We start from the raw sequence: 26,085 nt of genomic DNA, 5'->3' as shown, positions 1-26,085 counted from the left end.
GGTGCGCCTCGCTGTGCTCACCGCCCGCCGGGGGGTGGGGGACGCAGCGGCCTACGCCCCCTGGTCAGGGACGCGGGGTGGTGCCGGATCGGAACTGCTGCCGGAAGCGGGTCGGGGTGAGGCCGGCCCGCAGGGCGAAGTACTTGACGAAGTTGCTGGCGTCGGGGAAGCCGAGCCTGGCGGCGACGCTGGCTGCCGGGTCGTCGGTGTGGGCGAGGAGCCGCTTGGCCTCGAGGACCACCCGTCGGTCGATGAACTCCTTGGCGCCGACGCCGACCGCCGCGACCACCGCTCGCGTCAGGGTGCGCTGGGAGTACCCGAGGCGCCAGGCGTAGTGGGCGACGTCCCGGTGCTCCGCGAAGCCCTGCTCGACCGCGTCGCGGAACCGTAGGAAGGCTTCCGCGTGGTCCCCGCGCGGCGTTCCTACCGGCGCTGACAAGTTGGTCAGACGGAGCACGAGCACGGCGAGCAGGTGGCGCAAGATGGCGGATCGCGCAGGAGCGGGGATACCCGCGGAGCCGAACTCGGCCGAGAGGTGGTCCAGCGCCTCCCGGATGGCGCGGGCGTCGGCGCCGCTGGGGGTCAGCAGGACGGGGCCGAAGGGGTCGTCGAGCACCGTGCCGGTGGAACTGGTCGGGGGCAGGGTGTCCGGAGGGAACATGACGACCCGGCCCGAGGCGCCCTCGAGGTCGCCGAAGCGCTGCACCTGGCCGGGACGGACCCACAGCCACGCGCCGTCGGCGACTGCATACTCGTGGAAGTCCACCATGTGCCAGACCACCCCCTCGTCCACGGTGAGCAGGAGGTGGAAGTCGGGGCGCTGGGCCCAGGGTGAGTGTTCGTGCCGGCTCATCCGCCGGTGCAGCTCGGCGACCGGGACCACCTCGACCCTCGCCGCACCCGGCAGGGGCGGGGAGTAGACGACCTCGGGGATCCCATCTTGTCCGTTTTTGACCATGACGAGACCGCAGCATACCTCGTGCGACCTGGGCCCTCTGCGTAGCCTTGAACACACAAGGCCGATTCCCACCACACAGGAGCATCCATGAGCATCCGCGCCCGTCTCACCTACGCCTTCGACGCCTACTGCGGTTGGTGCTATGGCTTTGGCCCGGCCCTGCGCACCTTCGCCAACGAGAACGCCGACCGGGTCGACCTGCGGGTCCTCTCTGGCGGCCTGTTCACCGGAGCCAGCGCCCAGCCCATCGGGGCCTTCCCCCACATCCCCGGGGCGAACGAGCGGATCGCCGACCTCACCGGCGTGACCTTCGGCGACGCCTACCAGCAGGTCCTGGCCGAGGGCATCAGGGTGATGGACAGCACCGACTCCGCGACCGGGCTCGTGGCGCTGCGCAAGCAGGCGCCGGAGCGGGAGCTCGAGCTCGCCGGTGCGCTCCAGCGGGCCTGGTACGTCGACGGCCGCGACCTCTCCGACGTCCAGGTGTACCGCGACATCGCCACCGAGCTCGGGCTGGACCCGGACGCCACTGCGGCCGCCTACAAGGACCCGGCCAGTCGCGCCGAGGCGCAGCAGGAGTTCCGCGAGCTGCGCAGGCTCGGGGTCGACTCCTACCCCACCCTGCTGCTGCACACCGACACCGGCGTCCACCGCCTCGGCGGACCGGTCTCCCGCGCCGCGACGCTCACCGAGGCGCTCGACCGGCACCTCGAGAGCGCCGCCTGAGGACCGCGTGCAGGTGCACGTAGACCTCGTCGCCTAGTCGTTCGGGGCAGTCCGTCCGCCGCGGCCGCTAGAGAGTGGCGTGGCCGGTCCGGAGTGCGCGGACGGGGGCTGCTGGCCTTAGGAGCTGTCTGGAATCCAGGGCGTGCTCGACCTGCGCAGCGGGCTGGACCTGCTGCCCGCCTCGCGCCGCGACGACTGGCTGCGGCGCATCGAGGAGGCCGAGAGGCGCGAGCCCACGTCCTTCAGGGACAACGGGTTCACGGTCACCGCGCTCCAGGCCGCGTGGTCGTCGATCCACCGCACGCAGCCGTCCGACCCCGGCCCGGACCACGTGGCGGCAGCACTGCATACCGCGGTCTCGATCGGGCACGACACGGACACCGTCGCCGCGATCGCCGGTGGACTGCTCGGAGGCCGCGTCGTTGGCCGTGTTCCAGGAGACGCCGAGCCCTTCGGCGACGCGGGCCATGGACAGGTGCTGGACCACGATGCCGACCAGCCCCCAGCGCAGCCCGGCGCGGGAGATCTTGGCCCGTGGCTCGGCCGCGGCAGTGGTGTCCTGACGCCACACGTGCGCGCACTCGGTGCACCGGTAGCGGCGCACGGTCAGCAGCAGCGTGGTGGGGCGCCACCCGAACGGCTCGTGCGCCAGCTCCCGTGTCACGGTGTCGCGCGGGACGCCCTGGCAGCCGCACCGCCGGCACCAGTCGTCCGGCTCGACCACCCGGCAGGCGAGCACGGCGCGATCGGGCTCGAGCAGCTGGCTCGTGACCTCCAGACCGAGGCCGTCCAGACGGGTGAAGGTCGTCAGGTCGGGGCGCGTGAAGGTAGCGTCGGGCACGTCGAGGTCTTTCGGATGGCTGCGTGTAGGAACCTCCATCTTCGGAAGACCTCGACACCTACCTCCGGACCGACGCGCCAGCGCCGACTACACCCTCATCTGCGAAGAGCCACAATACTCGGGTTCGACCATGGAGGACGGCGAGTACCAAGTCTGTTGGTTTTTACCAAGACCGAGTGGGCACATGAGCGGGGTGGGTCAGCAGATGTGCTTCCAAACACTCCCTCGTCTAACCGCACGCTCGGTAGCGAGGCCGGAGGGACCGCGCGTCAGTTGCCTGAACTAGCGCCATCGCTAACGCCGTTTACCACTCCCCGCCCGACCACGTACCCCGACCGGTTCAGATCAGCTAAGTTCGAGTACACGTCACCAACCCAGCATCGGCGCTCCCGCGGCTGAAGGGTCTTGAAAGGTGCTGGAGTTGAGAGCGGCTGAAACAGTAGCGATCGAACTCCGTCCACCCCTCAGGTCATCTCCTCTTTATTGCAGGCTTCCAGCCAAGAATCTGAGCCGACACATCAACACACCTCAAATAATGGGCGAATAGCCTCCCGGCGCGGCTTACGATTTCCGGCGGCCAGACCTATCGACCCGAGTCCTGCGCCATGCTTATGGGATACCCTTGATCCTCGATCGCCATAAGGAATCGCACGTACGCCTTCATGGAGGGATCCCGGAAGACAGTAAGGTTGTAGTGTCGCCCCTCCCCGTCAATCCTCGGTACATCCGCAAGGATGTCTCCATAGTCTGGTGACTTCAGATGGCGCAGTGGCTCGCTCAATCTGGTTCGCGGAACCGATTCGCCCGTATATAGGGATACTTTTTCCACAAGCATTTCCATTGTGATGAAATCAGCATCCGATTCTGCACAAGCGCGCAGTATCTTCTCGCGATAGCGCTTTGATCCTGTCGTGTTTGTGGCCTTCATATAGCGCTCGGTAAGTCGATGATAGTGCCGTTGCACCACCTTTTGAATCGCTTCGTCTATAGCGTCGTCGTTCAGCGAATCGGAGTGACTTCCCCGGACATGTTCTGCCGCCTCAAGGCAGAGTGTGTGCAACAAAGAAGGGGCCCCTGCGGCAGTGCCCACCAATCTGTCCACCAAGACGTCGTCCAGGGCTATTTGCAGCTTCCCAAACCCCCGACGGACCACTTGATCCGATTCGTGACGCGTGAGCGGACGTACGGGAACTTCACGGACCAGGCGGTCCACACCTTCATCCAGTCTGACAAGCAACTCAGGCTGGGCGCTGGTTCCCGCCAAGACAAGCTTAGGATAATCCGCCCCACGATCACTAAGCGTCTTAATAAGGCGAACCAGGTCACGCCTAAATTCATCATCCGATTGGTGCAGTTCATCAATCAGAAGAATCATTCGACGCAGACCGAGGGCGTCAAGCACAGCTGCGTCGGTTGGAGACTTGACGTACAGTTCGGTCGACGTCGCGACGGAGTCCTTCATGGAGGCGCCTAGGCGCGCTTTGAATACGGACCATAGGCCGGCACTGAGCCCGATATCCGCGGAATCGGCCCGTTCCTCAACCATGCTCGTCTCGACGATATAGCCAATCTGTTCCAAAGCCTGTCGAAAGACGGCATCCAGCGACTGCTTATCCGGTCGCGCGAAGTGGACTAGTCTGTTTTCATCACGTTCATTACGAAAGAAGTGAAGAGCGAGACTGGTCTTCCCCACTCCAAACTCTCCGAAGATCAGCGGCGTGTCGCCCTGATTGATGGCGGAATCTAGCTCACGCTCTGCGTCAGCGCGGGATACGTAGACGTTATGTTCCCTCAGGGGTGCACGGCTTGGCGTGAACACCTCCGCCGGAGTCAAGGCTGGCCTGATCAAGTGTTCTTCCCCTTCGCTAGACGAACTCCGCCAACGATACCGCGCATCACGCTCTGTGTCGCGAGCCAGACTTCGATCATACTCAGATCCGTGAAAAGACGGCGTCGTACTCGTGGGCCATCCGCACGATCATGCTGCCGTAGTGGAAGGAGTCGCCCGACTGCGGTGCCGGAGACTGCTCCACGAGTCGGACAGGGCTACCGTCGTTGGCCAACTCAAGTACGCTAACGCCGATGGCGTCGAACCCATGACCGCTGTTGCTGCTACGGCGCGGGATCTCGGTGAGCTTGTCTAGCACCCTGAGCGTGTCGTCAGGCTGCCGGTGCTGGGTTCGCTCCGGTTCCGCACCATGACTGCGCAGGAGCACATTCTTGGGGTTCGACGAGATGAACTGGTCTGCGTGGTTGACCTGGACGTAGGCGATCGCCAACGCCTGCGAACTCGCGCCGTGCACGCACAGGTGCGAACTGTTCAGCTCGTCGTAGAGACGCGGGAGCGCCTTGACGTGTGCCGTCATACACGCCTTCGCCTCGAGGGCGATGAGAACGGCTCCCACAGGGGCCACATGAATGTCCGGAAGTGCGTGCAGCGTGCCCTCTTCCTCCGGCGTTAGAGGGATCTGGTACTCATCGACCAGACTCCGGAGGGAACGCGCGCGGCCGGTTGCATCAGCACCAGGACGGGCGACAACGAGGTCGAGATCCTTCTTCCGGCCCGTAGCAAAGTCACGCATGGTGTGGTTGACCCCGAGCACGACCTTCCCCTCGTCAGCGTGCGCACGGAGAAGCGAAGACGTCGCAAGCAGGTCCAGGGCCACGCCCCAGCTGCCCACCTTGCTGTGCCGGTCCGAGCGCGAGTGGTACTGCCAGCGCAGGCCCGCGCTGTCTTCGGGGCCGGGCCTCTCAAGGAAGCGCGTGAGAATGCGTGGACCGTACATCGATCAGCTGACCGCGAAGAGGGTCGGAGGGTTCAGCGCGAGGTCCGCGGAAGCAACAGCATCGCGGAAGCCTGGGTGCTTTCCGAGGTTCCCGCGCCGCAACCTGTTGTGGAACCCGGCGATGGCTCGCGGACTGAGTGACCGCGCTTCTGCTACATCCACGATGTCAAGGAGGTGTTGGTAGGGCTCAAGAATCGGGTACTCGCTGGCAGCGATCTGCTCCCGAACTCCGTCATACCCCGCGGCGGCCGTCGGCCAGCGCACTCCCGTCCAAGGCACAGACGGACACAGAACCTCACCCGGCTCTCCCAAGCGGCCGCCGACCCATGCAGCGATCCGCGTCGTGACAGCATTGCCAACGAGCTTCCATCGCGTGCCATGGGCACGCGCCGGCGCTAGATCGAAGTCAACGTCAGTCCAGCCTCGTGGAAAGCCTTGGAGCATCTCGGCGTCCTCCACCGACGGGGTCACGAACGCCGCTTGCGGGGCGGCGTCGGGAATCCAGATCGCGGGGGGCGAGGCGATGCCGACGGTTGAGCCGCCCTTGAGGGTTGGGACAGCATCCGGGGCCCAACCGAGGCCACCGCGTCCCTCGGTCCAGTAGAAGCCGAACGCGTCATCGCGGAGGGCGTCCGGCGGGCGCTCTCCGGCCTCGTCGGCGAACAGAACTGTCTTCGGGTCCAGGGTCGCCGATGCCAGGAGGATTACCCGCCGACGTCGCTGCGGCAGACCCGTCGCCCGGGTGTCGACCACGCGGTAGGCCCACGCATAGCCCAGGGCCTCCAACTCCTCGACGAGGTAGGCCATAGCCTCACCTCGGTCCAGGCTGAGCATGTTCGGGACGTTCTCAATGAGCAGATTCGGCAGCGCCAAACCAGCTCGAACCCGCTTGCGCAACATCGCGAAGACGTGGCTCACGAGTCCGGATTGCTCCCCGCGGATGCCCGCGGTCCGGCCCGCCTGCGACAGGTCGGTGCACGGAAAGCCGGCGGCCACCAGGTCGACATCTGCTGGCAGATCACTGAGCTCTCGAACGTCGGGGTGCAGCGGCGCGCCGGGGAACCGCGCCCCAAGGACCTGCTTGGCCGGCTCCCACCACTCGCAGAGGAGAGTCGTCTCCAAGCCGTCGCCCAGCGAATCTCGCAGGCCGAGCTCGATGCCCCCGATGCCGGCGAAGAGCCCGGCCATACGCACAGTCATGGGGTGGCTCCTGGGTCGAGAACGCTCGGTCGCTGCGGTGGCCCAACTCTACGTCGGCGCGCCGGGCCAACCTGCCAGGCACGCCCTGGCGTCTGGTACTTGCTTGCGTTGTTCCTCATGCCGGCACCATGCCACCGAGCAGCGACAGACCCTGCGGAGCCCATCAGGCCGGCTCAAGAAACCGTCGATAGGTGATCTCCAGCAGCTCCTTGCTCGGGTATTGCGAGCGCGGCCCCGGAAGCACCATCAGCTTCTGACCGTGCCTGCGCTGCAGTCCGTGCAGGAGCGTGGGTCCGTCTTGCTCTTCGAGGATGTCCTGCCTGATGTGCACGGTCAGGTCCGGTGTGACGCCCAGGTAGCGGTTGTCGAACGCGGAGTGGTGGAGCTTGCAGAGCGCCAGTCCGTTGCGGACGGACGCCTCACCTCGTTCGTGGGAGTCCGGCACGATGTGCGCCGCGTCCAGCAAATCGCGGTGGGCCAAGGCACACACCGCGCACCGCCCGGTGTAGGCGCGCAGCACGGTCGACCGGAACACGGGCTGATGCAGACGTTGCTTCGTCACGCGCTCGACGTAACGGCGCAACTGCGCCTCAAGGTGGGTCTCCGGCTCCACGAGCCCGAACACCTCATCCACCGCAAGAGCGAACTGGTTCAGTTGCGGCTCTTCACCCGCGACATACACCGGGAAGACGGGCTGGAACCATCCAGGAGCAACCCCGACAAACCAGATCAACGGAAGCCGTCGCTCCATCGCAACGCGCAGCGCTCTGTTCTCGGCATGATCGGGGTCCAGGCCGCGCCACTTGTAACGGATCAAGCCGTCCGACCCCGTGCCATCCTCGTATGGGCGGGTCGTGCCCTCGGCCCGATAGACAGTGATGATGGACAGGGCCGCTTCGAGGATCGCAGGCTTCCGGATCCCGCGCTGGCGGTCGATGAGGGGCACCCTTTCACCCTCGAAGTGGAAGGATTCGAGCTCGTGGCGTGGCAGGGGGTCGGCACCGTCATTGGAACGTACGGTGAGCCAGGTCATCGCAGCAGCTCGGAGGGGCGCATCCGCTTCGGGCGACAACATGGCGCTAGCTTAATGGGAGCACCATGTTCAGGGGACCTGCGGTTGAGCTCCCGCTACCTGACCTCGGTTCGGCCTGCAGTCGCATGTGCTCTCTCACCTCGTAGAAATCATGAAGATCTACGACGTCCAGGAGCTTGGCCGCCTTGTGCTCGAGCTCAAACCCCACCAGCGCCGCGAACTCGCGAAGCGACCTGCCCGTGATCCGTTGGTCGAACGAAGGGCCCGATGAAGAGTAGGTCGCCTGGGTGCCGTCCTTGCACACGTAGGTGAAGTAGTCCTTCTTCGTCCCCGTCCGATAGATCCGCCCCAGATGTCGAGGGAGCCGAGCAGCGCCTGTGCCCCGCGGAGGAGCTCCTCGGACTTGCTTCCCAGTCCGACGTATCGGGTCCCCTTGCCGAGGTCGTTCACCACGCAGCCGTCCGCGTCGAAGAGACCGCGGAGGAAGGCGGTCACCGTCTCCTCCGGGGCTGTGAAGATCGCGTGCGGGATCTCCTTGTCAGCGGACCTCACCTTCGAAACGCCCAGCGCGGAGAGGTAGTCGACGAAGTCCTGGCGCGTGAGGCGGAGCTGGCAGGTCCCGTTCGCCTGCACGCTGGGCTTGGGCTCGAAGCCCGCCCACCTGGAGTGCAGCGCGCGATGAGCCGGCATGACGTCGCGCACGTTGGCCGCCGAGCCATAGATGCTCACAGTTCCTCGGTCGCTGAAACTCCCGTCGCCGACCAACCACCCGACGTAGTGCGCAAGGTCCTCGTCCCAGAGGGTCGGAAGCGCCAGGGATGAGCGCCGCGCTACGGACACCGCGGCCTCGGGCAGCAGGGACGAGCACTCGCTGCGCGGGCGTAGCCGACACGTGGCTGGATGCGATCGGCCGCGCTGATGTCAGCACGGACCGTGCGCCCGTCGATGGCCCTGAAGATCTCCTCCGGAGGGCACCGCACGAGCGACCCGTCGCTGAACCTCAGCCTCCACCAGGTCTCCCCGCGCCATTGCCATCCAGTCCCCAGCGAGGGACGAGCCCCTTGCTCGTCGCCAACAGCTTTGCGACCTCGACCCCACCCATGGCGCCCGCCTCCGTCCGTCTCCTGCGTGAGAACCCGTCCACCAGTGTGCACTGACACACCTCGGGAACGCCCGAGGGCGGGCCCAGCGTCTCTCGACGCCGAGCCCGCCCTCAGCGGACCAGCTAGATCAGCTGCAGCCGCTGGTGCTCCCGCAGCCCTCGCACACGTAGCACGAGCCGGCCGGGCGCATCTTGGTGCCGCACGTCATGCAGATCGGTGCGTCGTTGACCTTGCCGGAGAACGCCTCGAGCAGCTCGGCCGAGGAGTGGATCCCGGCGTCGGCCTTGCGGGCGTCGGCGGCGCCGGCACCGGACTTGTCGACCTCCTTGGCAGCCTTCTCGACCTTCTTGGCCGGGGTGGTCGCCGGGCTCTGGCTGTAGGTCTCCAGCTCGTCCTCGAGGTCCTCGTCGGAGCTGCCGGAGGTCGTCATCGGCGCGTAGGAGCCGGTCTCGAGCTGGCGGGCCCGCTCCTCGGCGGTGTGGATGCCCATGAACGACCGGGACTCAAAGTCCAGGTAGTCCAGCGCCAGGCGACGGAAGACGTAGTCCATGATCGACTGCGCCATCCGGATGTCGGCGTCGTCGGTCAGGCCGGCCGGCTCGAAGCGCAGGTTGGTGAACTTCTCGACGAAGGTCTCCAGCGGCACGCCATACTGCAGGCCGATCGAGACGGCGATCGAGAAGGCGTCCATGACGCCGGCCAGGGTCGAGCCCTGCTTGCCGAACTTGAGGAAGATCTCCCCCAGGTCGCCGTCGTCGTAGGTGCCGGCCGTGAGGTAGCCCTCCGCGCCGCCGACCGCGAAGCTCGTGGTCTGGGAGGTGCGGCGCTTGGGGAGGCGCTTGCGGACGGGGCGGTACTCGATGACCTTCTCGACCTTGGGCTCGGCCTCGTTCTCGGCCTTCTTGTCGTCCTTGTTGGCCTTCGCGTCGGACAGCGGCTGGCCGACCTTGCAGTTGTCGCGGTAGACGGCGAGGGCCTTCAGGCCGAGCTTCCAGCCCTGCAGGTAGACCTCCTCGATCTCCTCGACCGTGGCGGACTCGGGCAGGTTGACCGTCTTGGAGATCGCGCCGGAGAGGAACGGCTGGGTCGCCGCCATCATCCGCACGTGACCCATCGGGGAGATGGCGCGCGCGCCCATGGCGGTGTCGAACACCTCGTAGTGCTCGGTCTTCAGGCCCGGGGCGTCGATGACGTGACCGTGCTCGGCGATGTACTCGACGATCGCCTCGATGGTCTCCTGGGTGTAGCCGAGCTTCTTCAGCGCGCGCGGGATCGTCTGGTTGACGATCTGCATCGAGCCGCCACCGACGAGCTTCTTGAACTTCACCAGGGAGAAGTCGGGCTCGATGCCGGTGGTGTCGCAGTCCATCATGAAGCCGATGGTGCCGGTCGGCGCCAGCAGCGAGGCCTGGGCGTTGCGGAAGCCGTTCTTGTCACCCAGCTTGACGACCTGGTCCCACGCCTTGGTCGCCGCGCGGTGGATGTCGGCGTCCATCGTGTGCAGGACGCGGATCTCGTCGTTGGCGGCCTGGTGCTTGCGCATGACGCGGTTGTGGGCGTCGGCGTTGCGGGCGTAGCCGTTGTAGGGACCCACGACGGCGGCGAGCTCGGCGGACCGCTTGTAGGCGGCACCCGTCATGAGCGAGGTGATCGCCGCGGCCAGCGCACGGCCGCCCTCGGAGTCGTAGCCGTGGCCGGTGGCCATCAGCAGGGCGCCGAGGTTGGCGTAGCCGATGCCGAGCTGGCGGTAGTCGCGCGTCGTCTGGCCGATCGCCTCGGTCGGGAAGTCGGCGAAGCAGATGGAGATGTCCATCGCCGTGAAGATCAGCTCGGCGACCCTCTCGAAGGTCTCCACGTCAAAGGTGTCGTCCTCGCGCAGGAACTTGAGCAGGTTGATCGAGGCCAGGTTGCAGGAGCTGTTGTCCAGCGACATGTACTCCGAGCACGGGTTGGACGCGGTGATCCGGCCGGTCTCGGGGTTGGTGTGCCAGTCGTTGATGGTGCCGTCGTACTGGATGCCGGGGTCGGCGCACTCCCACGCGGCCTTGGCCATCTTCTCGAACAGGTCGCGGGCGTCGACGGTCTCGATGACGGAGCCGTCGAGGCGGGAGGTCAGGCCGAACTCCTTGCCCTCCTCCACCGCGCGCATGAACTCGTCGGAGACGCGCACCGAGTTGTTGGCGTTCTGGTACTGCACGGACACGATGTCCTTGCCGCCCAGGTCCATGTCGAAGCCGGCGTCGCGCAGCGCGCGGATCTTGTCCTCCTCGCGCGCCTTCGTCTCGATGAACTCCTCGATGTCCGGGTGGTCGACGTCGAGGACGACCATCTTGGCCGCGCGGCGGGTGGCTCCGCCGGACTTGATGGTGCCCGCGGAGGCGTCGGCGCCACGCATGAAGGAGACGGGGCCGGAGGCGGTGCCGCCGGAGGACAGCAGCTCCTTGGAGGAGCGGATGCGCGACAGGTTGAGGCCGGCGCCCGAGCCGCCCTGGAAGATCTTGCCCTCCTCGCGGTACCAGTTGAGGATCGAGTCCATCGAGTCGTCCACCGACAGGATGAAGCACGCGCTGACCTGCTGCGGGCTGCTCGTGCCCACGTTGAACCACACCGGGGAGTTGAACGCGAAGACCTGGTGGACGAGCAGGTAGGTCAGCTCGTGCTCGAAGATCTCGGCGTCCTCGTCGGAGGCGAAGTAACCGTGGTCCTTGCCCGCCTTGACGTAGGTCAGCACCACGCGGTCGACCAGCTGCTTGAGGCTCTGCTCACGCTCCGGGGTGCCCACCGCACCACGGAAGTACTTCGTCGTCACGATCGTGGAGGCGTTGGCCGACCAGAAGTCCGGGAACTCGGCGCCGCGCTGCTCGAAGATCGTCTCGCCCGACTTCCAGTTGGTCTGGACCACGTCCCGCTTCTCCCAGGTCACCTGGTCGTAGGGGTGGACGCCGGGCGTGGTGAAGATGCGGTCGATCTTCAGGCCCTTGCCGGCGCGTCGGGTGCGTGAGCGGGCCCCGGTCGTCTCGGTCATGACTCTGTCTCCTTGGTCGGGCGTGCGGTGGGCTGTGCGGTGGTTCTACGAGTGGAGCACCGAGGTCTGACAGACCCGGCTCTGAGCTACATACCTGCTGGTGAGACGACCTGCGCGTCCCGCTCCGTGCGCAGGAGCGTGATGGCCGCCTCGAAGTCCTCGAGGGAGTCGAAGGCCTGGTAGACGCTGGCGAACCGGAGGTAGGCCACCTCGTCGAGGCAGCGCAGCGGCTCCAGGATCGCCAGCCCCACCTCGTGCGCGTCCAGCTCGGCCTGCCCCTGCGAGCGGATCGACTCCTCGACCTGCTGGGCCAGCAGCTGGAGCTGGTCCTCGGTGACCGGTCGGCCCTGGCAGGCCTTGCGGACGCCGGAGATGACCTTGTCCCGGCTGAACGGCTCCGTGGCCCCCGACCGCTTGATCACGGACAGGGTCGCGGACTCGACCGTGCCGAAGCGGCGCCCGCACTCGGGGCACTGACGCCGCCGCCGGATGACGGTGCCGTCCTCCTGGACCCGGCTGTCGACGACCTTGGAGTCGGTGTGCCGGCAGAAGGGACAATGCATCGGGCAACGACCTCCTCGGCCCGCTCGTCTGGGGATGACCTGTGGACGGCGTGTGGGTGGACACGCCGGACCTGTGCACAAGATGTGGATGAACCACAGGGATGTAACTACTAGATGTAGGGATCTTATGCCCGCTCCCTACTAGACGCAACAGCAACGAGGACCTCTCGGCGTGTCGCCGCGCAGGCGCTGGTCGGAGCCGTCCGACCAGCCGCCCGCGCGCGCCGGTGACGGACATGTGAGGCTGGCCCCACGCCATACCCGCCCCGGGACGGACCGCCCGAGAAAGACGAGGAAGACACCATGACCGCTGTGGACGCCGGACCCCGCACCTGGGGCATGCTCATCGACGGCCAGTGGGTCGACGCCGCTGCCGGCGAGTCGATCGAGGTCATCACCCCGATCGACCGCACGCAGGTCATCGCGACGGTCCCCCGCGCCCGCGCTGCGGACGCGGACCGCGCCGTCGCCGCCGCCCGCGCGGCGTTCCCCGCCTGGTCCGGTATGCCGTTCGCGGCCCGGCAGCGCGCGCTCCTGCAGATCGCGGACCTGCTCGAGGACGCGGTGGAGGAGCTCGCGGCCCTGACCGCGCTGGACACCGGCAACGCGATCCGCACCCAGGCCCGCCCCGAGGCGACCCTGCTCGTGGACGTGTTCCGCTACTTCGCCGGTCTGGCCGGGGAGGTCAAGGGCGTCACCCTGCCGACCGCGCCCGACCAGCTGCAGTACACCCGCCGCCAGCCCCTGGGCGTGGTCGCGGCGATCCTGCCGTGGAACAGCCCGCTGATGATCGCCGCGTTCAAGATCCCCGCCGCCCTCGTCGCCGGCAACACGATGGTGGTCAAGGCCGCCGAGGACGCGCCGCTGACGATCCTGCGCCTGGGCGAGATCTGCTCCCAGGTCCTGCCCGCCGGGGTGCTCAACGTCGTCACCGGCTACGGCGCCGAGATCGGCGAGGCCCTCGTGGTCCACCCGGACGTGGACAAGGTCTCCTTCACCGGCTCCACCGCCGTCGGTGCCGGGGTCGGGGCCAAGGCCGGCGGGCGGCTGGCCCACTTCTCCCTCGAGCTCGGCGGCAAGTCCCCCTGCATCGTCTTCCCCGACTCGGCCACCGACGAGGTCGTCGAGCAGGTGCTGCTGGCGAGCCGGTTCGCCCGCCAGTCCCAGTCCTGCACGACCGGGTCGCGGCTGTTCCTGCACGCCGACATCCACGACGAGTTCCTGGACAAGCTCGCCGCCCGCACCGCCCGGCTCAAGGTCGGCGACCCCCGGGACGAGGCCACCGACATCGGCGCCATCATCAACGACAAGCAGTGGCAGCGGGTCGAGGGGTACTACCAGGAGGGCCTCGCCCGGGAGGGTGTCCGGGTCGTCTACGACGGGCACCAGACCCTGGACGTGCCCGAGCACGGGTTCTTCCACGCCCCCGTCATCCTCGCCGGCGCCGACAACTCCTGGCGCCTGGCCCAGGAGGAGATCTTCGGCCCCGTCCTGGTCGCGATCCCCTGGACCACCGAGGACGAGGTCGTGGCGATGGCCAACGCCTCCCACTACGGCCTGGCGGCGTTCGTGTTCTCCAAGGACATCGGCGCCGCGCTGCGCACCGCCCACCGCATCGACTCCGGCTGGGTCCAGGTCAACCAGGGCGGCGGCCAGCAGATCGGCCAGTCCTACGGCGGCATGAAGTCCAGCGGCCTCGGCCGCGAGCTCTCGCTCGAGGGCATGCTCGAAGGCTTCACCCAGATCAAGCAGATCAACGTGCGCCTGGGCTGAGCTCACCGTCCGCGACCGGACCGATACCAGGCCTCTACCGCGCCGGGCGACCGTGGGGGCAGGTGGACAGACCACCGGTCCGACGCGGAAGAAGGCCTCCCCATGGAGCAGGTTCGCCCCTACACTCGGCGCATGGACATCGGTGTCCTGGGGCCGCTGACGGTCAGCGCGGACGGCCGCGTCATCGAGGTCCCAGGCCTGAAGGAGCGCGCCCTCCTCGCGCGCCTCGCGGCCGAGCCGGGGCGGACGGTCCCTGTCGACGCGCTCACCGACGCCCTGTGGGGGCAGGAGCCTCCGGCGAACGTCCGCAAGGTGCTGCAGACCTACGTCCTGAGGGTGCGCAACGCCGTGGAGCCGGGGCGGGACGGGCGGCCCTCGGTGGTGATCACCGACGCGGGCGGCTACCGGCTCGCCGTGGGCGACGAGAGCGTCGACGCCGTCCGCTTCGCCAGGCTCGTCGACGAGGCCCGCCTCGCCGCTCGCCGCGGCCGGCACGTCCAGGCCGTGGAGGCGACCACGGCCGCGCTCGCGCTGTGGCGCGGCCCGGCCTACGCCGGGCTGGAGCAGGCGGAGTTCGCCGTCCGCGAGGCCCGGCGGCTCGACGAGCTGCGGCTGACCGCCGAGGAGGTCCACTGGGCCAGCGAGATCGCGCTGGGCAACCACCACGCCGCGATCCCGGCGCTGGAGACCCTGGTCAAGGCGCACCCGTGGCGCGAGGGCCTGTGGTCGGCTCTCGTGCTCGCCCTCTACCGCTCGGGGAGGCAGGGCGACGCCCTGGCCGCCTACGCCCGGGCCCGCACCCAGCTGGACGAGGACCTGGGCGTCGAGCCGGGCGCCGAGCTGCGAGAGCTGCACCGGCGGGTGCTCGCCCAGGACCCGGACCTCGACCTCGTCGGCCTCGAGCAGCTCCCCCGCGGTCTGGTCGAGCCGGAGATCCCGATGGTCGGTCGCGCGGACGAGCTCGCCGAGCTCACCCGCGCCTGGGAGCGCGCGGCGCGCGGCAGCACGGTCGTCGCCGAGGTCGTCGGGCCGGAGGGCAGCGGCCGGCGGCGGCTGTTGCAGGCGTTCGCCAGCCAGCTCGCCGAGTCCGGGGTGCGGGTGCTGGAGGGCCCCGAGGACCACTTCGCCGGCCCGGTGCTGCACGTCCTCGACGAGGAGTGGTGCCAGACCTGCGCCCGCACGCCCCGCGCGATGCTGGCGGTGCGCACCCGACCCGACGCCACGGCATACCCGGTCCGTCCCGACCTGAGCCTCGAGCTGGGCCCGCTCGACGAGGCGGCGGCGCGGCAGCTCGTCGCCGCCTACCTGCCGACGGAGGACGCCGACGAGCTCGTCCGCGTCTCAGCGGACCGTCGTCCCGCCGCGCTCCACGCCCTCGCCCGCACGCGCGTCCGCGGACGCGCCCGCGAGCGCATCGGCGCCGCCGCGAGCGCCCTCGGAGAGGCAGCCGAGCAGCTCACCCACCAGCGCACCGCGATCGCCGACGCGGCGGTGACCTGGCAGGAGCACGCACCCGCCGGCCCGCAGCAGCCCACCGGCGAGTGCCCGTGGCGCGGGCTGGCGGCCTACGGTCATGAGGACCGCGCCTGGTTCGCCGGGCGCGACCGACTCGCGGCCGAGCTCCTCGCTCGCGTCGCCTCCGGCCGCCTCGTGGCCGTGGTCGGCGCGTCGGGCAGCGGGAAGTCCAGCCTCGTGCACGCCGGGCTGCTGGGCGGTCTCGCGGACGGCCTCATCCCCGGCAGCGACGCCTGGGTGCAGATCGTCATGCGGCCCGGCGCCCATCCCATGCGCGAGCTCTCGCGCGCGGCGCTTGAGGCGACCGGGCAGGAGACCGGGACCGTCGGCGACGCCCTGGCCCGACTGCTCACCGAGGGCGACGGTGCACCGGCGGGCGGCCGCGACCGGGTGCCCCGGGTGCTCGTCGTCGACCAGTTCGAGGAGGCCTGGACCCTCTGCCAGGACGCGGGCGAGCGCGAGGCCTTCCTCGACACCCTCGTGGAGCTGGCCACCGTGGGTGCGGGGCGCACGGTGGTCGTCGTCGCGGTGCGCGCCGACTACGTCGCCCACCTCGCCAACCACCCGGCGCTGGCCCGGCTCGTCGCCGACAACGGTCTCCTGGTCGGCGTCCCGACGCCCGCCGAGGTGCAGCGGGCCATCGAGGTGCCGGCCGAGCGCGCGGGTCTCGTCCTCGACGCCGGGCTCGCCGCGACGATCGTCGAGGACGCCGGCTCCGAGCCCGGGCTGCTGCCCCTCCTCTCCGCGGCTCTCACCCAGCTGTGGCTGTCGCGCAAGGGGGCCCGCCTGGGGTATGCCGCGTACGTCGCCATGGGTGGGCTGCCCGGGGCCATCGCGCACCTGGCCGAGGACGCCTGGCAGGCGCTGCCGGAGGAGGACGGCCCTGCGGCACGGGCCCTGCTGCTGCGGCTGGCCGGCCCGGGCGAGGGCTCGACGGTGGTCCGCAGGAGGGTCCCGCTGGACGAGCTGGTCGGGCTTCCCGGGGAGGGGACGGCCCGGACGGTGGACCGCCTGGTCGCCGCCCGGCTGCTCACCGTGTCCGAGGGCACGGTCGAGGTCGCGCACGAGGCGCTCTTCCGGGAGTGGCCGCGGCTGGCCGGCTGGCTGGCCGAGGACGTCACGGGCCGGGCCGTGCTCAGGCGCCTCGCGCTCGCGGCGTCCGAGTGGGACGCGGAGGGACGGGAGCCGCAGCAGCTCTGGCGCGGGACCCGACTGGTCTCCGGGCTGGAGGTCGCGGAGACCTACCCCGGTGAGGTCACGGCCGTCGAGCACGACTTCCTCGCCGCCTCCTCCGACGCGGTGGAGGCCGAGCAGCACGCCGCCGAGGAGAGCGCACGGCGGACCCGTGTGCAGAACGCCCGCCTGCGCAGGCTGCTCGTCGGCGTGGCGGGCCTGCTGGTCGTGGCGCTGGTGGCCGGCGGTCTGGCCGTCCTGTCGCGGCAGGAGGCGGCCGCGGCCCGGGACGTGGCCGCCGCCAACGAGCTCGCCGCCGAGGCCAAGCAGCTCGCTGCCCAGGCGGTGAACGAGGAGTACCACGACCTCGCGCTCCTCCAGGCGGTCGAGGCCGTGCGGTCGGAGGAGAGCCCGGAGACCCTCGGTGCGCTCCTCACCCGGCTCGTCTCCGTGCCCAAGCTCATCCACCAGGTCCGCTCCCCCGACCGGTTCCTGCGCGCCGCGGTCAGCCCCGACGGGTCCACGGTGTTCGTCAGCGAGAACGAGCCGGTGCTGTGGGCGCTGGACGCGGTGTCCGGCGAGGTGCTGTGGCGCAGCGAGGAGGCCGATGTCGGCGCCCGGACACTCGACGTCGGTGAGGCGGGGCTCCTCGTCGGGGGGTATGCGGGCAACGCGGACGGGGCCGGGATCTTCCTGGTGGACGCCAGCGACGGGCACCAGCTCTGGACGGTGGAGCCCTCCGACATCACGGCCTTCATCAAGGAGGAGGAGGACAAGGATGAGCCGGTCGACGGTTTCACCACCCATGCCCTGTGGACCGGACCGGACAGCTGGGTGACGGTCACCGGCACCCACGTCGTCGAGGGTGACTCGTCGGGCCGGCTCACCCGTGCCGTCCCGGCCGACCGGGGGCACCACACGGAGGAGCCTCTCGCGCTCTGGCCGGACGGCCGGATCGCGGTGATCGAGGGCGAGCAGATGGATCCCTGGCTGATCGACCCCACGTCGGAGGACCGGGAGCCGGAGCAGCTTCCCGGTCGAGCCCTGCGGGTCTCGCCGGACGGCACCCTCTTCCTGTCACTGGTGGCGGACGGGCGGTCCGGGACGCTGCGCCTCCACCGCACCGAGGACCTCAGCCCCGCCGGGGAGGAGTTCACCGTGAAGGAGGTCAAGATGGCGGAGTGGTCACCCGACGGGTCGCTGCTGGCCGTCGGGACGGCCGAGGCGGTGACGTTGCGGGACGGCGCGACGGGCGCGGAGGTCGACACCCTGACCGGTCACAGCGGAGCGGCCATGCACCCCGTCTTCGCGGGCCCGGACGGCTCACTCGTCTGGAGCGCGGGACGGGACGGGCTGATCAACGCCTGGGACCTCAGCGGCGAGCGTTCGGTGCTCACCGACCGGCCGGGAGAGGTCAGCACCCTGAACGGCTCCGTCGACCTGGCCGGTCGCGTGGCCGTCGCGCACCAGGGCTTCTATGGCGACCAACCGAACCGCGCCTACCTGCTCGATCCGATGACCGGCAAGGTGATCAGCCCGCTGACCCTGGAGCTGGAGTGCGTGTGCCAGCCGGTCGCCACCGCGGTGGCCGGAGACGGCTCCGTCGCCGCCACGGTCCATGCGTTCTACACCGAGGAAGGGGAGGATCCTGACCAGGGCCTGCTCGCCCTGTGGTCGACCGAGGACGGCAGGCTGCTGGACTCGATCGAGCTGGGGATGTTTCCGCACGGCGTCGACCTCGACCGGGCCGGCCGGGTCGCGGTGGTCAACGCGGGACCGGGGTACGCCGTCGTCGACCTTGCCACAGAGCAGGTCGCCCGCACGGAGCTGCCGTTCTCCTTCCGTGGGTGGGACCTGTCCGACACCGTGGCGATCACGCGCGACGGCTCCCGGGTGGCGATCGCCAGGGACGACGGTGTCGCGATCGTCGGCCTGCCCGACGGGGAGGTCTTGCTGCCGGAGAAGGCGATCAAGGACGGCGAGGATCTCCTCACCATCACCTCGCTGGAGTGGAACGCCGACGGTTCGGTCCTCGTCCTTGGCTCGCTCGAGGGCACCCTGCACTTCTTGGACGGCCACAGCCTCGAGCCGGTGGCCCCACCGCGTCTGACCGTCGGTGGCTATGTCCTGAGCCTCGCGGTCAGCCCGGACGGGAGCCTGCTGGTCAACACCGGCTCGGACGGCGAGGCCCGGCTCTGGGACACCGCGACCTGGTCACCGCTCGGACAGCCCTTCGTCGAGGCGGGCCAGTGGACGTGGGCCGTGTTCGCGGACGACGGCAGCCAGGTCAGCGTGTTCGCCGAAGGGCCGACCAGGATCCCCTCCGAGATCGACGCGGACCCCGAGAACCTCGGCGGTCGCCTGTTCACCCTGCCCACCGACCCCGAGCAGTGGGTCTCCGCGGCCTGTTCGGTCGCGGGGCGCAACCTCTCCCAGTCCGAGTGGGACGTCATCCGGCCCGGGCAGCCGTGGCGGCCCACCTGCGAGGACCCGACCGGATGACGACCGCTGCGGGCGCGCGCAGGCGGCGCGACGGCATACCCGGGCCCCGACTCACGTTGTCCGGGACATGTCCCCCACCAGCACGCGTCGCGTCCCCCTGTCCGTCCTCGACCTGGTCCCCCGCTCGCAGGGGATGACGCCGGCGCAGGCGATCGAGGAGTCGACGCTGCTGGCGCAGGAGGCGGAGGCGCTGGGCTACCGGCGCTACTGGGTCGCCGAGCACCACGGCAGCGAGGCCTTCATGGCGTCGGCCACCGCGCTCCTCCTCGGCCACCTCGCGCACCACACCTCGCGGATCCGCCTCGGCTCCGGCGGCGTGATGCTGCCCAACCACTCCTCGCTCATGGTGGCGGAGTACTACGGCACGCTCGCGACCATCCACGGCGACCGCTTCGACCTGGGCCTGGGCCGCGCGCCGGGCACCGACCCGATGACCGCGGCGGCGCTGGCGCGCACGAGCGGGCACCTGCACGACTTCGCCGCGGAGGTGCGCGCGCTCCGCGCCTACCTCGGTATGCCGCGGCCCGGGGCCCGGGTGCGCGCCATCCCCGGCGAGGGCACCCAGGTGCCGCTGTGGGTGCTGGGGAGCTCGACGGGTGGGGCGCAGGTCGCGGCCGCGATGGGGCTGCCGTTCAGCTTCGCGTCGCACTTCGCGCCCGAGCAGCTGCGCGAGGCGCTGGCGGTCTACCGTGACCGCTTCAACCCGGACGCCGAGACCGCGCAGGTCGAGCGGCCGACCGTGATGGCCGGGGTCAACGTGCTCGTGGCCCCCACGCAGGAGGAGGCCGACCACCTCTTCACCACGGCGCAGCTCATGGCGATCCGCATCCGCAGCGGCCAGCCGGCCCCGCTCGACCCGCCCGTGGAGTCGCTGGCCGCGGCGGTGCCGCCCGAGCTGCTCGGGCTGGCGCAGGCCCACCAGGCGGTCCGGGCCGTGGGGACGCCGGAGGTCGTCGTGGAGCGGCTCGAGGAGTTCGTCGAGACCCATGAGCTCGACGAGCTGATCGTCACGACCTACACCTTCGACCCGGCGCTCCGGCGACGGTCCTACGCGCTGCTGGCCCGGGCCTGGGGGCTGGCCGGCTGACGCCGGCCAGCCAAGGTCGTCAGCTGCGACGCACGTAGACGTCCTCGCCGGTCATCGCGGCGATGTCGTCGTCCGCAGCGGACATCAGCCGGTCGGCCAGGTGGCGGAGGGCGCGGGCGACCGCGACCTCGTCGCCGATCTCCGGGACCGACCGGTCGTCATCGGAGCGGTGGCTCTGGCCGACGGCACGTAGGTGCTCGGGCGCGTCAGACAGCAGCACCGCCTGCGCGCTGGTGTCGGCGCCGCCCTCGAAGATGGTGATCCGCACGCTCCACTCCCGCAGGTGCGGCCGTCCGTCGTCGGTGCGCCGGGGGCTGGCGACCGGTCCGGGCGCGTCGTCGTGGGCCGGGGGCGCGTCGTCGGCGTGCTCGACCCGGAGGACCGCGCCCGGCCCCGGGTAGATCACCCCGGTGCGCCCGTCCGCCCACTCCACGACGAACGGCGGTCCGCCGTCGGCTCCCCTGACCTCGGTCACCCGCCCGTCGCGCGTCGGCTCGCCGACACGGCTTCCAGCGAGGACGATGTGGTCCCCAACTCGGGCCTTCATGACAGCCTCCTGATCTCGGCTGGGGCGGCGCTGCCCCATACCTCGATCATGCTCCTCCGCACGGCCCGGCGCCAGGGTCGGCCCCGGGCGCGGTCCCGCGCGCCCGGGGCCGTCCACCCCCTGCACCCCCGGTCACGGTCGGGAGCTGCACCCCGTCGACCCAGACTCCCACCCCGCACGCTGCAGCGGTATGGGTAGTTCTACCGATAGGCACTCAGGACGGCATCCGTCCGCGTTCGGTGCCACTCTCGTCACCATGAGCCAGCAGCGCACCCTGACCGCCCTCGACCTCCAGCGCTCCGACGCCAGCCGCGAGTGGCGCGTCCTGGCCTGGGGCGCCGCCACCTGGTATGCCGCGCCCTCGCACCGCGCGGGCGCCGGCCTCGCGCGTCGGCTGGCCGAGCTCGACGTCGACGTCGACATCCGCGCCGACGGGGTCTGCGTCCGGATCCCGCTCACGCCGCAGGACGACGGCTTCCGCGCCGGGCACCTCGACCTGGCGCGGGCGGTGTCGGAGGTTGCCGCAGACCTCGGGCTGACGGCCGACCCGGCCGCGGTGCAGGACGTCCAGCTGGCGATGGACACCCTCGACCCGACCGCGGTCATGCCTTTCTGGCAGCGGGTGCTCGGCTACGACCTGCTGGAGGAGGACGTCGTCGACCCGCACCGGCGCACGGCGCCGATCTGGTTCCAGGAGCAGGACGCGCCCCGGCCGCTGCGCAACCGGCTCCACGTGGATGTCGTGACGCCGCACGAGGTGGCGGTCAGCAGCGTGGGGGCCGTGACGGGGCTGGGTGGCACGGTGCTGCACGACCACGGCTACTACGCCACGGTCGGCGACCCGGAGGGGAACGAGGCCGATCTGCTCCCGCTGCCGCCGGGCGCCGACCGGTGGGAGTCAGCGGCCACCGAGGACTGGCGCCTCGTCTTCGCTGCGGTCGCCTGCTACCGGACCAGTTCCCCGCACGAGGCGGCTGATCTCGCCGAGGCCGCCGCCGCCCTGGCCGACGAGGCGGGCCTGCCGCTCGGCATCGACCTGCGTCCGGGCCTCGTCGTCCTCGCCACCGCCAAGGACGCGTGGGAGATGGACGAGCGCTACGAGGCGCTCGCGGCGCGCGTGCAGGAGGCGGCACGCGACCTGGGCCTGCGGGCCGACCCCGCCCTCGCCCGCTTCGTGCAGGTCGTCGTCGACGCGGTGGACATCGCGGCGGTGCGCCGCTTCTGGCAGGCCGCTCTCGGTTACCGGCCCGACCAGCGCGAAGGGGTGACCGACATCGTCGACCCCCGCCAGCTCAACCTGCCACTGGTCCTCCAGCCGATGGACGCCTCCGAGACCGACCGTCGGGCCCAGCGCAACCGGATCCACCTCGACGTCTTCGTGCCGGACGACGAGCTCGCCGCGCGGGTGGAGGCGGCGGTCGCGGCGGGCGGCACGATCGTGCGCGACGCCGGGCCGATCTGGTGGACGGTCGCCGACCCGGAGGGCAACGAGGTCGACCTCACGACGGCCGTGGGGCGCGAGGAGCAGTGGGCGGGGCAGCAGGGCTGAGCGGCGACCACGTGGCACCGCCCTCGTCCACCAGCAGCGTCCAGGGCTGCGCAGCGCGCCACGTCGAGGTTGTGCTGCCATCGCCCGGGTAGACCTCCACCACGTCGTCGTCCACCCAGACCTCGGTGCCGGACGGCAGCTCAACGGGCTCGAGGGCCGGGTGCTCCAGTCGGGCGGCGCCGTCCACGAGGGCGCGACCGGGCTCGGTCAGGGCGTGCCTGCCCGCGGCGAGCGCGTCGCCGTCCCCGACCACCAGGCGGCGCACGGCAGGGTCGAGCGCGAGGCGGGCCCGCCCGTCGCGCAGGACGAGCCGGCGGGGCAGGGTGAGGCACCCCGCATGGTCCCGCGCGTGGAGTTCGTCGAGGTCGTCGGACGTCGGTGCGTCGTGCACGCCCGGCGCCCTGCCTTCCTGACGCACCCAGCCCATCACCCACGGATCTGCCGCGCCGTCCAGGACGGCCTGCGGCGCGTAGAAGGAACTGCCCGCGTCGAGGAGGTCCAGGCGCTCGGGCACGAAGCGCGGCAGCCCCTCCTCGTCCACCAGGTCACCGACGGCCGCGACGACCGGTCCGAGCACTCCCCGGTCGTGCAGCGACAGCACCAGCACCCAGCGTTCGCCCACCGGCACCAGCTGGGGGCACTCCCACACGTCGGCCGGCCGTGCCTGCTGCAGCACCGGCGCGGACGCCGGTGTGAGCCAGACACCGAGGTAGTCCCACCGCCACGGGTCCGCGAGCCCGAAGAGCAGCACCGCGGGCTCGCCGTCGTCGAGCTCGGCGCCGAGCACGGCATACCGGAGCCCGCCGTGCTCGACGACGCAGGGGTCACGCATCTGCCGCACCCCTGGCGGCGTCTCGGCGACCACGGTGGGCGCCGACCACCCGAGGAGGTCCTCGCTGCCCGTCCGCACACACACGGTGCTCGCGAACGCCGTGGTGGCGATGCCGGAGTACGCGACCGCCGGCCGTTCCAGCCCGGGCAGCCAGCATCCCGACCAGCAGCCGAGCGCGTCCGGGCCACCGGGCGTGGGCCCGAAGGCGACCGGGTGCAGGTCCCAGCCCGCCAGGTCGGCGCTGCTCGCGTGCCCCCAGGCGATCGCGTCGTGGAAGGGTCCCGCCGGGTTGTGCTGGAAGAAGACGTGCCAACGGTCCCCGTGCCGCACCATCCCGTTGGGGTCGTTGAGCCATCCCGACGCCGGTCGGAGGTGGTATGTCGTACCGCTCACCCTGGCACCGTACGCTCGGCCCGTGCCCTCTGCCACGACGACGAGCGACCCGGCCGCCGAGCCCGTGCCGGCCGTGTCCTGGAGCGCGCTCCTGCCCGCGGTCGGCGTCTCCGTCTCGGCGGTGCTGATCTTCGGCGTCCAGACCGCCTGGGCCGGGCACGCGCTGCTGGTCGCGAGCCTGGCCACGGCATACCTGCTCGAGCGCAGCCTGTTCCGCGACCTCCTGCTCATCGGCCTGGGCATCGGCATCGTGTCGACCACGTCGGTCGAGGCCGACATCAGCTGGCCGATGTTCGTCCGGCTCGGGCTCGTGCTCGCGGCGGCGGTGGCCGTGCCGGTGCTCGTGGACCGGCTCGTCTACCGGTGCGAGGCGATCCGCTTCCCGTGGCTCACGGGGCGGCGCTGGACCCGGCTGCAGTGGACCTACGTCGTGCTGGTGCCGGTCCTGGGCTTTCTCATCCTGCCGGTCTACTTCATCCGTTCCGGCGCCTACGAGAACTGGCCCGCCATCCACACGGCCAGCGAGTACGCCCGCTTCTTCGTGGGGGTCAACGCCGTCGGGCTGTGGGACGAGCTGTTCTTCATCTGCGTGTGCTTCGCGCTGCTGCGACGCCACTTCCCCGTCTGGCTCGCCAACCTGCTGCAGGCCACGATCTTCGTCTCGTTCCTGTGGGAGCTGGGCTACCGCGAGTGGGGCCCGGCGCTGACCGTGCCCTTCGCGCTGCTGCAGGGCTTCATCTTCACGCGCACCAAGTCGTTGACGTATGTCGTGCTCATCCACCTGCTCTTCGACGCCATCGTCTACCTCGCGATCGTGCACGCCCACGACCGGGCGGTCTTCCCCTTCTTCCTCTACTGAGCCTCGATCCGCCGGGTGGAGCTCGGACGGGCGCTGCCCGCGGCGCCTCAGCCGTCGACCGGGCCGCACACGGCGGCCGAGAACTCCTCCTCGGGGAGCGTCGAAGAGATCACGGTGCCCTGTTCGCTGACGCCCTGCGCCCACCGCACCGCACCAGGCGTGAGCTCGGCAAGGTCCGACTCAAGGAAGACGACGTCGCGCAGGGTGTGGCCGGCGGTGGTCGACCCGCCGGCGATCACGCCCCGCGTGTCCCCGTCGAGGTCGAAGGGCTCCCCGTCCCACTCCGCGCCCGGGTCACCCAGCGCGAGGCGGCTGGTGCCAGCCCTCGGCGCCGTCGCGGCGTACACGCCGATCGCCTGGTTCTGCTGGTCGTCGGCGAGCCCCTCGCGCGTCCAGGACAGCTCCACACGCGCGGCGCTCTCCTCGCACGCCTCGACGACCAGCACCGGGCCGCCCGTCTCGTCGACGGTGACGCCCACCGCCCCGGACACCGGCGCGGGCGCGGGGGCCAAGCCGAGACATCCCGACACCGACACGACCGCGACCCCCAGACCGACCGACAGCAGCACTGCACGCACGCGGTTCATGCCCCCACTCTGTCGTGGACGTCGCCGCTGTTGCCGATCGCGGAGGACAGGTCGTTGCGCACCGTGCCCGGCGGCGGGTGCGGCCGACGCGAGATTGGGGTGTGCACGGTCGCACCGCCGAGCACGGCGGGCCCCATGACCTGCTTGCGGGACTGTATCTGTCAGATATATCGTCTTGAGTCATGAGCCGGACGTCGAAGACCCGCTACGCCGTCCTCGGCATGCTGACGCACGGGCCGATGACCGGCTACCGGCTCCGCGAGGAGATCAACGGCTCGGTCGGCCACTTCTGGCGGGAGAGCTTCGGCCAGCTCTACCCCACGCTCGCCCAGCTGGAGGACGAAGGACTCGTGCGCCGGACCGGCACGACCCGCAGCGACCCGTTCGAGCTGACGGACGCAGGGCGGGGCGCGCTGCGCACCTGGCTGGCCGGCGAGGCGGAGTCGCTCACGCCCGAGCGCAACGAGCTGCTGCTCCAGCTCTTCTTCGGCCGCGAGGCGCCGCCCGGGGTCCTGCAGGGCCACCTCCGGCGGCACTGGGAGGCCTTGGAGCAGGCCCGTTCCAGGTATGCCGCGCTCGAGCAGCTGGTCCTCGCCCAGGACTCCCCCGACCGCACCTACTGGCTCATCACCGTGCGCCACGGCATCGCGCTCGTGGACGCCACCCTGGCCTGGAACGCGGACGCGTCCGCGCTGCTCGAGGAGGACCTGCCGTGACCCCAACATCCCGACCGATCACGGCTCTGCGCGGCTGGGCGGCCGGCCGCTCGCGCGTCCTGGGCGCGGCAGGCGCCGTGGCCGCCCTCGGCATGTCGACCCTGTGGACGGTCGTCGTCCCCGACAAGGCCGACACGACGGCTGGGCTGCAGTCGCTGGCGATCCGCTGGGGGCACCCCGTCTGCTGGGCGCTGCTCGCCGGGGTCGGCCTGGCGGTCGCCCTCGACGCGCCGCGCCGGGTGCGCGACCCGCTGGCCTGGGCAGCGCTGGGCAGCTACGCGGCCTTCCTGCTGGCCCTGGCCCTCTGACGCCCCGAA

Annotated in this window: 19 protein-coding genes and 2 pseudogenes; 9 read left to right on the top strand and 12 right to left on the bottom strand. The window is 70.4% G+C overall.

The window, feature by feature from the left end; translation table 11 throughout:
• Window positions 1-64: 64 nt before the first annotated feature.
• Window positions 65-853 (bottom strand): helix-turn-helix domain-containing protein, encoded by a 789-nt coding sequence (locus IEV65_RS15960; RefSeq protein ID WP_371870161.1) that lies wholly within the window; start codon window positions 851-853, stop codon window positions 65-67.
• 192 nt (window positions 854-1,045) lie between these two features.
• Here IEV65_RS15960 and IEV65_RS04740 point away from each other — a divergent pair, with 192 nt between their 5' ends.
• The gene (locus tag IEV65_RS04740) at window positions 1,046-1,684 is read left to right on the top strand and encodes a DsbA family protein (RefSeq protein ID WP_188428406.1); all 639 of its coding nucleotides are present in this window, start codon (window positions 1,046-1,048) and stop codon (window positions 1,682-1,684) included.
• A 142-nt stretch (window positions 1,685-1,826) separates the two neighbouring features.
• Window positions 1,827-2,042 (top strand): annotated as a pseudogene (locus IEV65_RS04735) (ADP-ribosylglycohydrolase family protein); the annotation flags it as partial.
• A 57-nt stretch (window positions 2,043-2,099) separates the two neighbouring features.
• Here IEV65_RS04735 and IEV65_RS04730 read toward each other — a convergent pair.
• The 8 genes and pseudogenes from IEV65_RS04730 to nrdR all read right to left on the bottom strand — a co-directional run.
• Window positions 2,100-2,525: pseudogene (locus IEV65_RS04730) on the bottom strand (ISL3 family transposase); the annotation flags it as partial.
• A gap of 583 nt (window positions 2,526-3,108) precedes the next feature.
• Window positions 3,109-4,344 carry an ATP-binding protein gene (locus IEV65_RS04725; RefSeq protein ID WP_188428405.1) on the bottom strand — a complete coding sequence of 412 codons (1,236 nt, stop codon included), beginning with the start codon at window positions 4,342-4,344 and terminating at the stop codon, window positions 3,109-3,111.
• Window positions 4,345-4,456: 112 nt separating this feature from the next.
• Complete coding sequence (locus tag IEV65_RS04720) at window positions 4,457-5,311, bottom strand: hypothetical protein (RefSeq protein ID WP_188428404.1); 855 nt, start codon at window positions 5,309-5,311, stop codon at window positions 4,457-4,459.
• Between the two features lie 3 nt (window positions 5,312-5,314).
• Entirely contained in the window at window positions 5,315-6,511 is a 1,197-nt protein-coding gene (locus IEV65_RS04715) for a DNA cytosine methyltransferase (protein ID WP_229734899.1), read from the bottom strand.
• A 163-nt stretch (window positions 6,512-6,674) separates the two neighbouring features.
• The gene (locus tag IEV65_RS04710) at window positions 6,675-7,544 is read right to left on the bottom strand and encodes an HNH endonuclease (RefSeq protein WP_188428403.1); all 870 of its coding nucleotides are present in this window, start codon (window positions 7,542-7,544) and stop codon (window positions 6,675-6,677) included.
• 159 nt (window positions 7,545-7,703) lie between these two features.
• Entirely contained in the window at window positions 7,704-8,234 is a 531-nt protein-coding gene (locus IEV65_RS15955; protein ID WP_371870160.1) for an LAGLIDADG family homing endonuclease, read from the bottom strand.
• Window positions 8,235-8,774: 540 nt separating this feature from the next.
• Window positions 8,775-11,672, bottom strand: a complete 2,898-nt coding sequence (locus tag IEV65_RS04700) for a vitamin B12-dependent ribonucleotide reductase (protein WP_188428401.1) — start codon at window positions 11,670-11,672, stop codon at window positions 8,775-8,777.
• 86 nt (window positions 11,673-11,758) lie between these two features.
• Entirely contained in the window at window positions 11,759-12,235 is a 477-nt protein-coding gene (gene nrdR / locus IEV65_RS04695) for a transcriptional regulator NrdR (protein ID WP_188428400.1), read from the bottom strand.
• 303 nt (window positions 12,236-12,538) lie between these two features.
• On the opposite strand from nrdR, the gene IEV65_RS04690 reads away from it, so the two are divergent.
• From IEV65_RS04690 to IEV65_RS04680, 3 genes are all read left to right on the top strand, one after another.
• Window positions 12,539-14,008 carry an aldehyde dehydrogenase family protein gene (locus IEV65_RS04690; protein ID WP_188428399.1) on the top strand — a complete coding sequence of 490 codons (1,470 nt, stop codon included), beginning with the start codon at window positions 12,539-12,541 and terminating at the stop codon, window positions 14,006-14,008.
• A 132-nt stretch (window positions 14,009-14,140) separates the two neighbouring features.
• Window positions 14,141-19,198 (top strand): nSTAND1 domain-containing NTPase, encoded by a 5,058-nt coding sequence (locus IEV65_RS04685; protein WP_188428398.1) that lies wholly within the window; start codon window positions 14,141-14,143, stop codon window positions 19,196-19,198.
• Between the two features lie 67 nt (window positions 19,199-19,265).
• Window positions 19,266-20,285: an LLM class flavin-dependent oxidoreductase gene (locus IEV65_RS04680; protein WP_188428397.1), complete on the top strand. Its 1,020-nt coding sequence runs from the start codon at window positions 19,266-19,268 to the stop codon at window positions 20,283-20,285.
• Between the two features lie 19 nt (window positions 20,286-20,304).
• On the opposite strand, the gene IEV65_RS04675 is transcribed toward IEV65_RS04680, so the two are convergent.
• Window positions 20,305-20,832, bottom strand: coding sequence for a dsRBD fold-containing protein (locus tag IEV65_RS04675; RefSeq protein WP_188428396.1), 528 nt, complete (start codon window positions 20,830-20,832; stop codon window positions 20,305-20,307).
• 256 nt (window positions 20,833-21,088) lie between these two features.
• Here IEV65_RS04675 and IEV65_RS04670 point away from each other — a divergent pair, with 256 nt between their 5' ends.
• On the top strand, window positions 21,089-22,381 hold the full coding sequence (locus IEV65_RS04670; RefSeq protein ID WP_188428395.1) for a VOC family protein: 1,293 nt from the start codon (window positions 21,089-21,091) through the stop codon (window positions 22,379-22,381).
• Here the strand turns inward: IEV65_RS04670 and IEV65_RS04665 are convergent.
• On the bottom strand, window positions 22,332-23,606 hold the full coding sequence (locus tag IEV65_RS04665; RefSeq protein WP_188428394.1) for a glycoside hydrolase family 32 protein: 1,275 nt from the start codon (window positions 23,604-23,606) through the stop codon (window positions 22,332-22,334). The genes IEV65_RS04670 and IEV65_RS04665 overlap by 50 nt on opposite strands.
• 22 nt (window positions 23,607-23,628) lie before the next feature.
• On the opposite strand from IEV65_RS04665, the gene IEV65_RS04660 reads away from it, so the two are divergent.
• Window positions 23,629-24,465, top strand: coding sequence for a CPBP family intramembrane glutamic endopeptidase (locus IEV65_RS04660; RefSeq protein WP_229734897.1), 837 nt, complete (start codon window positions 23,629-23,631; stop codon window positions 24,463-24,465).
• A 47-nt stretch (window positions 24,466-24,512) separates the two neighbouring features.
• Here the strand turns inward: IEV65_RS04660 and IEV65_RS04655 are convergent, their stop codons facing one another.
• The gene (locus IEV65_RS04655) at window positions 24,513-25,052 is read right to left on the bottom strand and encodes a hypothetical protein (protein ID WP_188428393.1); all 540 of its coding nucleotides are present in this window, start codon (window positions 25,050-25,052) and stop codon (window positions 24,513-24,515) included.
• Between the two features lie 182 nt (window positions 25,053-25,234).
• On the opposite strand from IEV65_RS04655, the gene IEV65_RS04650 reads away from it, so the two are divergent.
• A complete protein-coding gene (locus tag IEV65_RS04650; RefSeq protein ID WP_188428392.1) occupies window positions 25,235-25,768 on the top strand; it encodes a PadR family transcriptional regulator in 534 nt (177 codons plus the stop codon).
• A complete protein-coding gene (locus tag IEV65_RS04645) occupies window positions 25,765-26,076 on the top strand; it encodes a hypothetical protein (RefSeq protein ID WP_188428391.1) in 312 nt (103 codons plus the stop codon). The genes IEV65_RS04650 and IEV65_RS04645 overlap by 4 nt, the downstream gene beginning before the upstream one ends.
• Window positions 26,077-26,085 lie beyond the last annotated feature (9 nt).

This window comes from Ornithinimicrobium tianjinense (genome assembly GCF_014636495.1).
GTDB lineage: Bacteria > Actinomycetota > Actinomycetes > Actinomycetales > Dermatophilaceae > Ornithinicoccus > Ornithinicoccus tianjinensis.
This window is presented reverse-complemented; position numbering and strand designations above follow the sequence as displayed.

What these genes read in the sequence shown, in the direction of transcription:
- IEV65_RS04685 (WP_188428398.1), top strand. Translation starts at nt 14,141, where the DNA reads ATGGACATCGGTGTCCTGGGGCCGCTGACGGTCAGCGCGGACGGCCGC.
- IEV65_RS04690 (WP_188428399.1), top strand. Translation starts at nt 12,539, where the DNA reads ATGACCGCTGTGGACGCCGGACCCCGCACCTGGGGCATGCTCATCGAC.
- IEV65_RS04650 (WP_188428392.1), top strand. Translation starts at nt 25,235, where the DNA reads ATGAGCCGGACGTCGAAGACCCGCTACGCCGTCCTCGGCATGCTGACG.
- IEV65_RS04700 (WP_188428401.1), bottom strand. Translation starts at nt 11,672, where the DNA reads ATGACCGAGACGACCGGGGCCCGCTCACGCACCCGACGCGCCGGCAAG.
- IEV65_RS04710 (WP_188428403.1), bottom strand. Translation starts at nt 7,544, where the DNA reads ATGACCTGGCTCACCGTACGTTCCAATGACGGTGCCGACCCCCTGCCA.
- IEV65_RS04680 (WP_188428397.1), top strand. Translation starts at nt 19,266, where the DNA reads ATGTCCCCCACCAGCACGCGTCGCGTCCCCCTGTCCGTCCTCGACCTG.
- IEV65_RS04720 (WP_188428404.1), bottom strand. Translation starts at nt 5,311, where the DNA reads ATGTACGGTCCACGCATTCTCACGCGCTTCCTTGAGAGGCCCGGCCCC.
- IEV65_RS04675 (WP_188428396.1), bottom strand. Translation starts at nt 20,832, where the DNA reads ATGAAGGCCCGAGTTGGGGACCACATCGTCCTCGCTGGAAGCCGTGTC.
- IEV65_RS04670 (WP_188428395.1), top strand. Translation starts at nt 21,089, where the DNA reads ATGAGCCAGCAGCGCACCCTGACCGCCCTCGACCTCCAGCGCTCCGAC.
- IEV65_RS15960 (WP_371870161.1), bottom strand. Translation starts at nt 853, where the DNA reads ATGAGCCGGCACGAACACTCACCCTGGGCCCAGCGCCCCGACTTCCAC.
- nrdR (WP_188428400.1), bottom strand. Translation starts at nt 12,235, where the DNA reads ATGCATTGTCCCTTCTGCCGGCACACCGACTCCAAGGTCGTCGACAGC.
- IEV65_RS15955 (WP_371870160.1), bottom strand. Translation starts at nt 8,234, where the DNA reads ATGCCGGCTCATCGCGCGCTGCACTCCAGGTGGGCGGGCTTCGAGCCC.
- IEV65_RS04655 (WP_188428393.1), bottom strand. Translation starts at nt 25,052, where the DNA reads ATGAACCGCGTGCGTGCAGTGCTGCTGTCGGTCGGTCTGGGGGTCGCG.
- IEV65_RS04740 (WP_188428406.1), top strand. Translation starts at nt 1,046, where the DNA reads ATGAGCATCCGCGCCCGTCTCACCTACGCCTTCGACGCCTACTGCGGT.
- IEV65_RS04715 (WP_229734899.1), bottom strand. Translation starts at nt 6,511, where the DNA reads ATGACTGTGCGTATGGCCGGGCTCTTCGCCGGCATCGGGGGCATCGAG.